Source organism: Rhodococcoides fascians A44A, assembly GCF_000760735.1.
GTDB lineage: Bacteria > Actinomycetota > Actinomycetes > Mycobacteriales > Mycobacteriaceae > Rhodococcoides > Rhodococcoides fascians_E.
In genome coordinates this window covers 147,291-160,751 of sequence record NZ_JMEX01000005.1, presented here as the reverse complement: position 1 = coordinate 160,751, position 13,461 = coordinate 147,291, and the positions used below count along the sequence as shown (strand labels likewise).

Sequence of the window (13,461 nt, the reverse complement as noted above, 5' to 3'; positions counted from 1 at the left end):
CGGCGCGCCTAGCGAGTTCCGTTCTGGGCGTACTCGGCTATGGCGTCGATGTTGGACGAGTCGATGAACGCGGGACCGGTGAGAACCGGGGTGCCGCCACCGATGGTGTTGCCGTTGTTCAGGTACAGCCACAACGAGTCGACTGCGAGGTAGCCCTGCAGATAAGGCTGCTGGTCGATGGCCCACTGGACGTCGCCGGCCTTGATGGCGTCGACGAGGGCAGCGTTGGTGTCGAACGTGACGACGGTGGCATCGCTGCCGGCGTTGGACTTCGACTGAACGGCGGTCAGTGCGATGGGGGCACCGAGCGCGACGATGTGGTCGATGGTCGGGTCCTGCTGCAGCTTGGCGGTGATTGTCGCCTCGACGGACGGCATGTCCTTGCTGTTGACGTTCAGGATCTCGGTGCTGCCACCGGAGAAGCCCTGCGTGACGCCTGCACAACGTGATTCGAGGGCGACCTGTCCCTGCTCCTGAATGATGCAGAGGACCTTCTTGGCGCCGTCGGCGGTGAGTCGCTCACCGGCCGTGCGTCCGGCGAGGGTCTCGTCCTGGCCGAAGTACTGCTGCACGCCCTGACCTTCCCACGCGTCGTAGCCGGAGTTGAAGGCGACGACGGGGATACCAGCGGCGGTGGCCGCTTCCACGGCGGGTGCCATGGCGTCGGGCTTGGCCAACGTGACGGCGATACCGTCGACATCGGAGTCGATGGCGCTCTGCACGAGGTTGGCCTGGTTGGGAGCTTCCGGGTCCGCGGAGTAGCGAAGCTCGATGTTGTCCTTTGCAGCTGCGGCTTCTGCGCCCTTGCGGATCAGGTCCCAGAACGTGTCGCCGGGAACTTCGTGCGTGATCATTGCGATGGTCGCGCGGGGTGTGTCGGCGGTACCTGCGTTGGAGCCTCCGCCGGAGCTCTCCGGAGCACCGCCGGTGCTGGAGCATCCCGCAGCCACGGTGGCGCACAGCGCCAACCCGAGGACGGCGCCGGTACGGAGCACGCGGAGTGAACCTGGTCGGCCTGTGCCGTGACTCGTCTGAAGTTTCATCAATTCTCTTTCTCGACGCCGTTCCGCCATGGAACGGGTGAACCAATCGATGTTGCGCTCAATATGTAATCCGGATCACACGCCAATGTCAAGCATTTGTCCTGACAATAGAAAGTTCGCTCATTTAACTCGTTGCTCGAGTAAGAAGAGACGGGTCGGAAATCAGCCCCCGAACAGCAGAAACAGGCCCCCGAAGGTGAAAAAGACCATCAGCACCATCAGAGCCAACTGACCACTCAATCGGTGGGCGTGCGGCAGAATTCGCAGGGATGCGTCGTGGGCGGCGGCGACTCCGAGGATGTGGCCGAGCAGAACACACAGAACCTTGATCGAGGACACGACGCCAGGGTGCTCGGACAACACGTAGGACACTTCCCACCCCTGCTGCCCGAGCAGATCCCACCCGTCACCGAGCGGATCGGTCAGTAGCAGAACGGTGCTCTGGCCCTTCTCGACGAAATAGGTCAGGTAGTGAGCCAGCACGTAGCCGAATGCGATCGGGATGAGCGAATGCGCCAACGCCCCCGGGAGCGCTCGACGTTCGGTTCGGGACACTCCGCCGGTGGCCTGGCAGCAGAGCCAGAACGCGACCCCCACGATCGACACCAGGGCGAGCAGACCGACAGTGCGGAACGCGACCGCCCCGCCGCTGGATCCCGATACGTCGTCGACGACATTGCGCCAGGCCGGTAGCTGCGACGCACTGTCGAATGCAGTCGATCCGAGGAGAACGGCCACGACCCCCACCGAACCCGGAAGCACCGGGAACGTCGGTAGACCGTCGAGCGGATTTCGCAGCACGAGCTGGCCTTCGGGTGATCTGGCGAGGGGGGCCAGGCGTGCAATCGTGTCGCTGTACTTCTCGAACGGATCGCCGTTGTCGAACCACGTGTCTCCGAACGTCATAGCCCCGGCGAGCATCAGAAGTGCGTACGCCGAACACCACGTCCGAATGGCGTCCACGGAACCTGGATCGGAGTACGCGAGCTCGAGCCAGACGAATGCGAACAGCCCTACGACGGCAGGCCATGCACCCAACCGAGCGGGATACTCGATCAGTCCGGTAGCGGTGGGGCGGCGTAGCGCTCTGCACACGAGCGCGTGAATCGTCCGGACCGGCGACACAATGCGCCATACCGGGCCCAGGAACGCCGACGCGATCGGCAGGCCGACCCACAGGAGAACGTAGAACACCCCGGGGAGCGCGTTCGTCGCATCTTCCGGCCCTGCGTACGCAGCCCACCCTACGTACACCGAGAAAGCGAGCGCCACGAGACGCAGCGTCCATCGAGTGGGGGGTGCATCGACGAAACGCTGCGCCGTAGGAGGAACGGTGGCCCACCGCCTGCGCGGATCCAGTCGTGGTGTGCGCCAAGCGAAGATCAGAACGGCGAACGAAATCGACAACGCCCAGGCTCCCCCGATCAGGACGAACGTGACCGGCAGGGGCAGATCGGTGGAACCGCCCAACCCGTGGGCGAGGATCACGGCCTGACAGCGAGCGTCGCGACGGTGCGATCGGCGTGATGAAGCTCGATCGCCACCGAACCGGGCACGTCCACGGTGAACTCGAAGGTCTGCTCGGCTTTCGCCTCCACCTCGAACGTGTGGTCCGGCACCGAATGTATGTGCAGTTCGTCCGTCGTGTCGCTGTTCACCCGCAGCGTGATGGGCTCACCTACGACTGCGTCCAGACGCTCGTTGGTGGGTGAGATGTCACCGCCCGTGATGGTGACATCGATGACCGTGCCGACAGGTTGCGGATCGGCCACCGTGGACGCCTCGGCGGCCGAGGACGTCGCCGCGGTGCTGCTGCCGGTGTCCGAAGCGGACGAGCATCCGACAGTGAGGAACAACATCGCAGCGCCCGTCACAGCGGCGCAGCGGCCGTACTTCATTTCTTCTTCCCATCGTCGTGGCCTTTGGGCAGGTCGTCCGAGCTCCGGTCGGGCAAGTCGGCGGATTCGTTCTCGGCGTTCTCGTTTCTCTCCGCACGTCGGTCCTTCGCGACGATGTACAGAACGACTGCGACGATGATGAACGCCGGCATCAGAGCCGGCAGCGCCAGCACGACCGAGTGATCCGCGAGGTAGACGACGTCTTGCGAGCTCGAAAGATGAACTGTCATGTGCGACTGGGTGTTCTGTGCTCACTCGAGGTGCGCAGCGAGTTTCGGGGAGTCACCGAGCTGATACGCACCGTTCCCCAGGAAAGAGCCCAGACCAACAGCAGTGTGCACACGAGAACGACGAGCGACGCCGCGGCGAACAACCACGTCGGATGGTCGAAGTTCCGTTCTCGCTGCAACAGCGTGATCTCCGAGACCAGGTCACGAGTGAACGACGCGTCGGCGGACACCTCCTCTGCTCCGATGCCCTCGTCGGCCGCCATGAACACCGGTGCCGCCGTCAGGGTGCGACCGTCGTGAATGCGGAGGACGGTCTTCCATGTGCCGTCGACCGGGACCGGCTTCGTGGACCGGAAGGTGCCGGGTCCGGTGGCCTCCAGTCGGTCGACCACCAAGCCGCGTAGCGTGTCTCCCCCGCCCTGCCACGCGAGAATCGAGACCCATTCGGGGTCGTCGCTGACGAGATCTATCGGATCGATCTCCACCTCGGCGGTCACCATGCGGAAACCGTCCACAGGTTCCGCGTCCGTCAACCGCACTGTCGCAGTGGCGTCCGTAGGCACCTCGAAGGCAAGGCCGTTGGCCACGGTGCCACCGAGGGCGAGAATCATCGCGAACACGACAGTTCGGCGAACGGCCGGTCCGGGCAGCCCGTCGCCGGTCAGCGCTTGCGCGAACAGACCCGCGGCGAGGCCGGTGGTGACACCGACCGGGACGGTCATCAGCAGGGTGTCGAGCCACATGCTCGATGTCCACGGAAACAGATGAACGGCGTCGACCCAGAGCGATTCGCCCCAGATTCCGACGGTTCCGACTCCCAGGCCGGCGACTGCACCGAACAGCAGACGGCGTTTCACCAGCGGGGTGAGCGCGATAACCTCGACGACGACCGCTGCACCCAGGTACAGAGCGAACACATTGTGAGGCTCCCCGAACACCGGTCCGACGAGCAGAGCGGTGATTTCCCGAACGACGGCGGCGAACGCCACAGCGAACACCGCGGCACCGGGCCCGACCATCAAGCGGGCGGCGATCAACGCGAAGGCACCCGCACCCGCGATGAGCATCGGCTGGAAGATCAGCTGGAACTGCTCGACGCCGAAGTCGTATTCGATCTGGAACACCGACAGACCGATCAGCAATCCGCCGAACGCGGAGCTGCGCAACAACCACGTCAGGACCGGACTCCGATGCCAGCGCGGATCGGGACCATCGGCGTCCGAGCCCATGGAGATTCGACCTTCGTGCTCGAGCAGAATCACACCGACGAGGGACAGTCCGGCGCCGCCGATCAACATCAGGTGAGTCGGTCCCCAGAGCGTCACGTCCTGACCGAAGATGCGGTGCCAGATGTCGTCGAGAGGAAATCCGATGAGGGCGTACAGGCCGGCCCCCATGATGAGCACTCCACCGGTCGGGACGTACCACGTGCGGGTCAACTTGATCGCGGCGCGGCCGGGCTTCTCGTCGAGAGGCAGGATCATCGCGAGCGCACCAGCGATGAACAGGAAGAACAACCCGACCAGGATGAAGTAGTGCGCCGGGTTGGCGAGCGGCCCCTCGTCGCGTCCGCGTCCGATGTGCAGGCTGACGTCCCAGATGAAGCCAAGGAACGCGGTCAGAATCGTCGATATGAACATCACCAACGGCAGAGCTGCCCACCCGGGGAGGTTGGTCTTCGCGCCGGCGTAGTCCGCAAGTCGGCCCAGCCAGGTGATGCGGCGAGTACGGTGCAGAAAGGCAAGGTAGAGCAGGCCGAGTGAAATCACTCCCGCCGCGGCGCTCATACCGAAGACCTGGTCGAGTGCGGCTCCCCCGCCCTGACCGCCGCTCCCCTGAGCGACGGTGACGACCGACGTGTTGAGGTTACTCTCGGTAACACTTATCTCGAACATGGTCAGAGTATGAACCCCAGGGAACCGAAAAACCAGGCTTTGGGCCAATCGCGTCGACTCCTTGTGTTCCGCCACAGAATCGGATCCGCTTCTGAAGCGATCAAGAGCGCACTCACCACACACCCTGCCGCTTCCGCAACCATCGAGGGTCGACGCATCCCAGGTCACCGCGTGTACGAGCCGAACTGCCGGGCGTGACGAGCCGCCGCATGGGAACCTTGCCGAGACGCCCTGATCGGCGGCGACTACCGTTGCAGCTACATCTAATTTTCAAGGGAGCAGGTAATGAGCATCCAACCGGTCGAATCGAAGCGCCATCACGTCGTTGTCATCGGTTCCGGGTTCGGCGGTCTCTTCGGCGTCAAGGCACTCAAGAAGGCCGACGTCGACATCACCCTCGTGGCCAAGACCACGCACCACCTCTTCCAGCCACTGCTCTATCAGGTCGCGACGGGCATTCTCTCGGTCGGTGAGATCGCTCCCACGACCCGAGTCATCCTGCGCAAGCAGAAGAACGCCGAAGTACTCATGGGTGAAGTCCTCGACATCGATCTGTCGGCGAAGACAGTGACGTCCAAGCTCCTCGAGCGCGTGACGGTGACGCACTTCGACAGCCTGATCGTCGCAGCGGGCGCGCAGCAGTCCTACTTCGGCAACGATCACTTCGCCGAGTTCGCGCCGGGCATGAAGACCATCGACGACGCTCTCGAGCTCCGCGGCCGCATCCTGGGCGCATTCGAGCAGGCCGAACTGTCCAACGACCAAGAAGAACGCGACCGACTGATGACGTTCGTCGTCGTCGGCGCCGGACCGACCGGAGTCGAACTGGCAGGCCAGATCGCCGAGCTCGCAGATCGCACGCTGGACGGGGCGTTCCGCAACATCGACCCCCGCGACGCTCGCGTGATCCTTCTCGACGCGGCCCCCGCTGTGCTCCCACCGATGGGCGAGAAACTGGGCAAGAAGGCCGCGGACCGGCTCGAGAAGCTCGGCGTGGAGATTCAGCTCAACGCGATGGTCACCGACGTCGACAACGACGGACTCACCGTCAAGGAGAAGGACGGCACGACGCGCCGCATCGAAGCACAGTGCAAGGTATGGTCCGCCGGCGTCCAGGGAAGCGCGCTCGGCAAGCAGCTCGCCGACCAGTCGGAGTCCGAGACCGACCGTGCAGGCCGCGTCATCGTGGAGCCGGACCTCACGGTCAAGGGCCACCCGAACGTGTTCGTCGTCGGTGACTTGATGTCGGTCAAGGATGTTCCCGGAATGGCGCAGGGCGCGATCCAGGGTGCGAACTACGCGGCCAAGCAGATCAAGGCGTCGCTCAAAGGCGAGGATCCGAGTCAGCGTCAGCCCTTCAAGTACTTCGACAAGGGTTCGATGGCCACCGTCTCGCGCTTCAACGCGGTCGCCAAGGTCGGCAAGCTCGAGTTCGGCGGTTTCATCGCGTGGGTCATGTGGCTCGCGCTGCACCTGTACTACCTCGTCGGGTACCGCAGTCGCATCACCACCGTCATCTCCTGGTTCGTGACCTTCCTCGGACGCGGACGCGCACAGATGGCGTCGACCGAACAGCAGGTCTTCGCGAGGTTGGCCATCGAACAACTCAATTCGATCGAAGCGTCGGAAAGTCCGGGCGACAGCGAGTCGGGTCGCAAGGCCAGGGCGGAACAAGAACAGAAAGCAGCCGGCTGACCCCGTCTGCAGTCACTCCTCCTCGGCGTCACTCGTGCACATGATGTGCATGGGTGGCGCCGAGTTCGTGAAGCATGCGATGAACGGTGTCGTCGTCGAGCCGGTACGTCATCCTCTTGCCGTCCCGCTGCACTGCAACCCACCCCTCGTTCCTGAGCAGGCGCAGCGCGTGCGAGACCGAGGTCGACGTCATCGACAGGGCAAGCGCCAGGTCGGTGACGCAAATTCCCGGCGCGCGGTGCATACAGAGCAGAATGCGCAACCGCGTCGGATCACCCAATAGATCGAACCGCTGCACCCAATCGTCCAGATTGTGTACCGCGTCCACCGCGGCGCGCGCTTGCTCCACGTGCTCGGGTTCGAACGGGGCAGTGCCGGGCGACTGCGCGTTGCGCACATCTCCGTCCATCATGTGGGCAACGCTAGCGTGTCTATTCTGCTGCCGGTTGCGGTGGAGAGGCTGCCGCCGGCCGCCAGTGGCATCCGAACCCACGATCGTCCGGCTTCCGCAGTGCGATCGTCTGGGAAACGGATGGTGCTCGACATCGCCATCGGTGCGGAGATGACGTCGTGTCCCGATGTGCCGACGCCGAGTTCCACACGGTGCCGCAAGTGCGGGCGGACTCGGCCCCCGCCGCAGTCGACATCCGAGAAGACTGTGCCGTACCAGGAACCTGCACGCTCCCCGGCCCGGCCGATCTGTATGCGCTCACGGATGTGGATCGCCCCCGAGTCCGAGAAGCGAACGTCGGTGCGCGAGTGGTGCCGCGCGTCGGCCGCGACGATCATGGGTTCCGGGTCGAACAACAGCCTGCCACCGTCCTCGACGTGGAACGACCACCACGAATGCGACTCGGTAGTCGCGGCGCTCGGCAATGCCAGGGTCGCCGCGACACTGTGGACTGCCAGGCTGGCACCTTTTCCCACCTCGACGCGGATTCGCATCTCGTCGCCGCCCAGAGGTGTTGCGGCCGTGCCGATCATGTGTACGGTGTCCGGACCGGTCAAGCGCCCGGACAGTCCGCCGGACGAGATGATCCGCGGACTGCGCTCGGCACTGGCGACGATGACGAGCTCAGTGCGCATCGGCCGCGGCCGTCTCCTTCAGCCGCGCCCGGACCCATTCGAGCACTGTCGATGCCGACGGGTCGTCCGTCAGGGAGATCATCGCGGTCGGTCGGCCCTCGCGTACCTTTTCCGCATCACCTCGCATGACCTCCAGATCGGCACCCACGTACGGCGCCAGGTCGGTCTTGTTGATCACCAGGAGATCCGAGAAGGTAACGCCGGGACCACCTTTACGCGGTACCTTGTCGCCGCCGGCAACGTCGACGACGAAGATCTGGACGTCGATGAGACCGGACGAGAAGGTTGCCGTCAGGTTGTCACCGCCGGACTCGACCAGAATCAGATCGAGTGGCGGGTTCTCGTCGACGAGGTCGTCGATGGCATCGAGGTTCGCCGTGATGTCGTCGCGAATCGCGGTGTGCGGGCATCCGCCGGTCTGAACCGCAGTGATTCTCTCGTCGGGTAGGACGGCGTGCCGACGGAGGAAGTCGGCATCCTCGGTCGTGTAGATGTCGTTCGTCAGCACTCCGAGCGACAGTTCGTCGCGCAGTTCGCGGCACAGCGCAGCGACCAGAGCGGTCTTACCGGATCCCACCGGACCGCCGATACCGATGCGGAGTGCTTCGCCGGGGACTCGAGTGCGCTTCGGTCGGTCGAGGCTGTGGTCGTGCGGCTCGCCGTCGATGAGATGCGGAGGCATTGTGTTTCGGCCTTTCGTGACTCGGTGATGCAGATGATGTCGTTCGAATGAACGGGTCGGTCTTCAGGATACGAACAGCGGCCGCTCGCGCGCCGCGTGGTTCTCCGCCAGCACGTCGAGCAGCGGGTCGGACAGATCCACCAAGGTGGGCAGCAAGGCGCACACCTCGTCCGCCACCTCGTCGCAGGTGCGAGCGAGCCGCAACGTGCATGCCGCGACGTCCGACGGATCGAGGGCGAGCAGTCGCTGTGCTGCGATCGCGGACCCGGTCATCGTGGTGTACACCTGCACCGACGCGATGGCCTGGCCCGGCAGTGTCGCAGCGCGACCGACGAGACCGGCGACGACGGCCAGGTGGGGTCGACGCGGTGCCGACTCCCACTGCTGATGCGGCCAACTCGCACGGGCGAGCCTGAGCAATCCTCTCCCCTGTGCCCGCGACGCGGCCCGCGCAGCCGGCGACGGAATACGTGCGTCGCATTCGTCCTCGGCGACGTCCACGTCGAGAACCGACTCACATACCGCGGCCGCGAGGGACGCCGTCACCGCACCGCTGGTCCTGAGTCGACGGATCAGAAAAGCTTCCACGGTGTCGATGTCCCGCACGAGCCCTTGTTCGATGGCTTCTTCGATGCCGCCCGAGTGGACGTGACCACCGGTAGGTAACCGTGAATCCGCCAGCGACATGATCATGGAGATTTCGTGCACGACCGCGCTCAAAAGAGGAAGTACCTCTGCGCCATCGGAAGTTCGGTAGCAGGCTGCTCGGTCCAGACGTCGCCGTCGATCTTCACGGTGAACGAATCGGGATCGACCTCGATGCGGGGCTGCGCGTCATTGAGCGGCATGTCGGCCTTGCCCACCGCCCGAACGTTCCCGACCGCAACCAGCCGTCTGTCGCAGTCGAGTCGATTCGCCAAACCGTCCTCGATCGCCTGAGGGGCGACGAAGTGCACCGATGTGGCTGCTGCGGCCTTGGGTGATGCGCCGAACATCGGTCTGGGCAGCTCCGGCTGAGGGGTAGGGATCGACGCATTCGCGTCCCCCATCTGCGCCCATGCGATCATCCCGCCCTTGATCACCGCGTGCGGCCGGACACCGAAGAACGCCGGATCCCACAGCACGAGGTCGGCCAGCTTGCCTGGTTCGATGGAACCGACCTCGGCGTCGAGACCGTGCGCGACGGCAGGGCAGATCGTGTATTTCGCGATGTAGCGCTGCACACGATTGTTGTCCGCGCGGGTGTCCCCGGGGAGGAACCCCCGTCGTTTCTTCATCACGTGGGCCGTCTGCCAGGTGCGCAACACGACCTCCCCGATCCTGCCCATGGCCTGTGCGTCGCTGCCGATCATGGAGATTGCTCCGATGTCGTGCAGCAAGTCCTCGGCGGCGATGGTGGACGGCCGAATTCGGCTCTCGGCGAAGGCGAGATCCTCCGGGATGGACGGACTGAGGTGGTGACACACCATCAGCATGTCGAGATGTTCGTCGAGCGTGTTGACCGTGTGCGGCCGAGTGGGATTGGTCGAACTCGGCAGCACGTGCCCGTACGACGCGACGGTGATGATGTCGGGTGCGTGCCCACCTCCCGCACCTTCGGTGTGGTACGCGTGAATGCCGCGACCCGCGATCGCATCCAGGGTGGTCTCGACGAACCCGGCTTCGTTGAGTGTGTCCGAGTGCAGAGCGGCCTGCACGCCTGCGTCCTCGCACACACGAAGGCACGCGTCGATGGCAGCGGGAGTGGAGCCCCAGTCCTCGTGAAGTTTGAAACCCGATGCGCCGGCGCGCAGCTGCTCCCACATCGCTTCGGTGCTGACGGTGTTGCCCTTGCCGAGCAGGACGATGTTCATCGGCCAGCCGTCGAGTGCTTCCAACATTCTCGACAAGTGCCAGGCACCCGGGGTGACGGTTGTAGCTTTGCTGCCCTCGGCAGGTCCGGTTCCTCCGCCGATCACGGTGGTGATTCCGCCCGCCAACGCTTCGTCCATGATCTGCGGGCAGATGAAATGCACGTGGCAGTCGATTCCACCGGCCGTGACGATCTTGCCGTTGCCTGCGATGATCTCGGTCGACGGACCGATGACGAGGTCCGGATGGACACCGGTCATCGTGTCGGGGTTGCCGGCCTTGCCGAGCGCGACGATCCGCCCATCGCGAATACCGATGTCCGCCTTGATTATTCCCCAGTAGTCGACGACGACGACTCCCGTGATGACGGTATCGGGGGCTCCGTCGGCCCGCGTTGCGCGCGACTGCCCCATCGACTCGCGGATCACCTTCCCGCCGCCGAAGACTGCTTCTTCCCCGGCCAGTCCTGGACCACCACTTCGGTCCTCGGTCACTTCGATCAGAAGGTCAGTGTCCGCCAACCGGATTCGATCACCTGTGGTGGGGCCGAACAACTGCGCGTATCGAGAACGACTGAGCTGGGCCATCAGGCATCGAGCTTTCCGGGAGGATTCGAACTCAGTCCGTACACTTCTCGGCTTCCGCCGAGAGGAACGAGTGAGACTGTCATGGTGATGCCGGGCTCGAACCGCACCGCAGTGCCGGCGGGAATGTCCAGCCGTCGTCCGTGCGCCTGCGCGCGATCGTACGACAGCGCCTCGTTCGCCTGGGGAAAATGGACGTGGCTTCCCACCTGCACCGGACGATCACCGGTGTTGACCACCTCGAGCGTCACGAGGTCAGCACCCTCGTTCAGTTCGATGACGCCGTCCTCGGTGAGGACTTCACCTGGAATCAGATGCCCGTCACCCCGTTTCGGAGAAATGGGTTCATGGACGGTGATCAATTTGGTGCCGTCGGGGAACGTCGCTTCGACCTGAACCTCGGGAAGTAGTTCGGGAACTCCGCTGATGACGTCGTCGGCCGACAGGACCTCGCGCCCCGATGCCATGAGCTCGGCAACGGATTTTCCGTCGCGTGCGCCCTCGAGAAGGTGATCGGTGATGAGCGCGACTGCTTCCGGGTGATTGAGCAGCCGACCTCGACTACGACGCCTACGTGCCAATTCGGCTGCGTAACTGAGGAGCAGCCGGTCCTGCTCGTGCGGAGTCAGCCGCATTCGATCTCCATCCGTAACCCGTCCTGCCCGACGCAGGCAGTACCGGACATTCTGGCACGTGTGCTCGTTTGCGGCAGGGTACGGCCGGCCGACCGCTACGACTGGGCCGAAGGCCCGCCGACGGTACGAGCCAGCAGTCCGTGCAGAACGTCCCGAGTGACGAGAGGTGACAGCGACTCGAGCTCGGCGGCGTCGACCGCCCCGCAATCCAGACCGCGAACGAGGACCGCGGCCAGTGCCTGAGCGGTGGCAGGCTCGTCCATCATGCCGCCCGACGTTGTGTCGAGGTACGCCGCAACCCGCGACGCGGCCGTCGGCATCGCCGACCGGAAGAACGACAACGTCGCAGTCCATCGCGTCGCGAGGTGGGTCGGGTGCATGTCCCACCCTTGATAGAAGCCGCGCTCGAGGGATCGGGTGACCAGGCCGGCGTGGCGCCGGATGGCGCTGTCGACCTCGGCCGGTGTCCCACTCGGAACCACCTGCGTCGAGCCGTCGCTCACCCAGATCCCCGTTTGTGCCGTGGCTGCCAGCATCACCGCCTTCGCGTGATCCGCCACCGGATGTTCGAGGGATTGCTGAGCGGACGTGATTCCGCATGCCGCGCTGTAGTCGTACGTCCCGTAGTGCAGTGAGGTGCACCGACCGTCCGCGCGTCCCAGGGCACGCGCGAGTGTTGCGGTCCCGTCGCTGCCGACGACGGCCTGAGGACTCTCGATCTGAAGCTCGAATCGAAGCGCTCGGTCCGGAAGTCCATGCGCTCGCTCGATCTCCTCGCACAGAGCGACCACTGCGTCGACCTGCTCGGCAGCTCGTAGTTTGGGCACCGTGAACACGAATCCCGACGGCACTCCCCCGGCTCCGTCGAGAACCAGCTCCAGAGTCCTGATACCCCGGCGGCGTTCGTGCGGTGCCAGTCCCTTGGGGCGGATTCCGCACCACTGCGGGCCCAAGGGGTCGGCAGCCAGGGATGCGAGAATTCGTCCCGCCTCGCGGGCGTGTGCGTCCTCGGTCTCGTCCGCACGCCAGCCGTAGCCGTCCTCGAAGTCGATGCGCAGATCTTGAATCGGGCGCGTCGCCAACGCTTCTCGAACGCGCGGCAGCACACCGACCGAGTCGATCGAATCGAACACCTCCTGGTTCTCGTCGATCAGGCTAAGCGCCTGCTGTCCCCACCTTGCCGGAATGTCCACCCCGGCCGCAGATGCGGCTACGTAGATCGTGTGGATGGGCTGCCCACCGATCCGGTCACCGGGGAAATCTGCGGCGAGAGCGTCGTCGACGGGACCGAGAATCGACTCGATGCGGTCGAGCGCAGCGTCGGACAAGCGTGCTCGCTGCCGCGCGGACTCGTTCTGGTCGTCGGGTGATCCGGAGATGGGTGCGTTGCTCACCGTGTCAGTGTCCCAGAACGCCTACCGATGGTGCGGCTCGTCCGGTCTTCACTCGGTGGTTCCGTGGCCGAGTGCTGCGGTGTCGGTGATGTTGGCCAATCGAACCTTGCCCTGCGCGACGGCTTTTCCGGCCTCGTTGGTGATGTCCACCTGCCACAACTGCTGGGTGCGACCGCGATGGATCGGACGCGCTTCGGCGACGAGGGTTCCCTCTCTCGATGCCCGCAGGAAGTCGGTGTTGTTGTTCACGCCGACGACGTGTCCGCGCGAACCGAGCCAGACGCTCGCCCCGATACTGGCCATCGACTCCACGACGGAGCACAGGACGCCGCCGTGCATGATCCCGGCCGGCTGGTGCAGCCTCGGCGTCACGTCCCACGTTGCGCGTACGCGGTCTGCGGACACTTCGGTGTACACGAGTCCGACTGCGCCGTCGAAACCCTGCGCGCAGAGTTCCGTCATCTCCGC

14 protein-coding genes are annotated in these 13,461 nt (G+C 64.8%); 1 reads left to right on the top strand and 13 read right to left on the bottom strand.

What is annotated here, in order from left to right:
- Positions 1-8 precede the first annotated feature (8 nt).
- The 5 genes from BH95_RS04680 to BH95_RS04660 all read right to left on the bottom strand — a co-directional run bounded on the left by BH95_RS04680 (position 9) and on the right by BH95_RS04660 (position 5,066).
- On the bottom strand, positions 9-1,043 hold the full coding sequence (locus BH95_RS04680; protein ID WP_441347084.1) for a substrate-binding domain-containing protein: 1,035 nt from the start codon (positions 1,041-1,043) through the stop codon (positions 9-11).
- A 162-nt stretch (positions 1,044-1,205) separates the two neighbouring features.
- Positions 1,206-2,531: a hypothetical protein gene (locus BH95_RS04675; RefSeq protein ID WP_037181252.1), complete on the bottom strand. Its 1,326-nt coding sequence runs from the start codon at positions 2,529-2,531 to the stop codon at positions 1,206-1,208.
- Positions 2,528-2,941 (bottom strand): hypothetical protein, encoded by a 414-nt coding sequence (locus BH95_RS04670; RefSeq protein ID WP_037181250.1) that lies wholly within the window; start codon positions 2,939-2,941, stop codon positions 2,528-2,530. Before BH95_RS04670 ends, BH95_RS04675 begins: the two co-directional genes overlap by 4 nt.
- On the bottom strand, positions 2,938-3,171 hold the full coding sequence (locus BH95_RS04665; protein ID WP_037181248.1) for a hypothetical protein: 234 nt from the start codon (positions 3,169-3,171) through the stop codon (positions 2,938-2,940). The genes BH95_RS04670 and BH95_RS04665 overlap by 4 nt, the downstream gene beginning before the upstream one ends.
- Entirely contained in the window at positions 3,168-5,066 is a 1,899-nt protein-coding gene (locus BH95_RS04660; protein WP_037181247.1) for a hypothetical protein, read from the bottom strand. The genes BH95_RS04665 and BH95_RS04660 overlap by 4 nt, the downstream gene beginning before the upstream one ends.
- Before the next feature lie 285 nt (positions 5,067-5,351).
- Here BH95_RS04660 and BH95_RS04655 point away from each other — a divergent pair, with 285 nt between their 5' ends.
- Positions 5,352-6,761 (top strand): NAD(P)/FAD-dependent oxidoreductase, encoded by a 1,410-nt coding sequence (locus BH95_RS04655; RefSeq protein WP_020113204.1) that lies wholly within the window; start codon positions 5,352-5,354, stop codon positions 6,759-6,761.
- Between the two features lie 28 nt (positions 6,762-6,789).
- Here the strand turns inward: BH95_RS04655 and BH95_RS04650 are convergent, their stop codons facing one another.
- The 8 genes from BH95_RS04650 to BH95_RS04615 form a co-directional block, all read right to left on the bottom strand.
- Entirely contained in the window at positions 6,790-7,173 is a 384-nt protein-coding gene (locus BH95_RS04650; protein WP_037181244.1) for an ArsR/SmtB family transcription factor, read from the bottom strand.
- The gene (locus BH95_RS04645) at positions 7,170-7,847 is read right to left on the bottom strand and encodes an urease accessory protein UreD (protein ID WP_033188823.1); all 678 of its coding nucleotides are present in this window, start codon (positions 7,845-7,847) and stop codon (positions 7,170-7,172) included. The genes BH95_RS04650 and BH95_RS04645 overlap by 4 nt, the downstream gene beginning before the upstream one ends.
- Positions 7,837-8,529 (bottom strand): urease accessory protein UreG, encoded by a 693-nt coding sequence (gene ureG / locus BH95_RS04640; RefSeq protein ID WP_020113201.1) that lies wholly within the window; start codon positions 8,527-8,529, stop codon positions 7,837-7,839. Before ureG ends, BH95_RS04645 begins: the two co-directional genes overlap by 11 nt.
- Before the next feature lie 63 nt (positions 8,530-8,592).
- A complete protein-coding gene (locus tag BH95_RS04635; protein WP_037181887.1) occupies positions 8,593-9,222 on the bottom strand; it encodes an urease accessory protein UreF in 630 nt (209 codons plus the stop codon).
- Positions 9,223-9,245: 23 nt separating this feature from the next.
- The gene (locus BH95_RS04630) at positions 9,246-10,967 is read right to left on the bottom strand and encodes an urease subunit alpha (protein WP_020113199.1); all 1,722 of its coding nucleotides are present in this window, start codon (positions 10,965-10,967) and stop codon (positions 9,246-9,248) included.
- Positions 10,967-11,599: an urease subunit gamma gene (locus BH95_RS04625; protein ID WP_052059969.1), complete on the bottom strand. Its 633-nt coding sequence runs from the start codon at positions 11,597-11,599 to the stop codon at positions 10,967-10,969. The genes BH95_RS04630 and BH95_RS04625 overlap by 1 nt, the downstream gene beginning before the upstream one ends.
- Positions 11,600-11,694: 95 nt before the next feature.
- Positions 11,695-12,993, bottom strand: coding sequence for a DUF6986 family protein (locus tag BH95_RS04620; protein WP_033188822.1), 1,299 nt, complete (start codon positions 12,991-12,993; stop codon positions 11,695-11,697).
- 48 nt (positions 12,994-13,041) lie between these two features.
- A partial coding sequence (locus tag BH95_RS04615; protein WP_371828306.1) for a PaaI family thioesterase occupies positions 13,042-13,461 on the bottom strand: 420 nt, incomplete at its 5' end.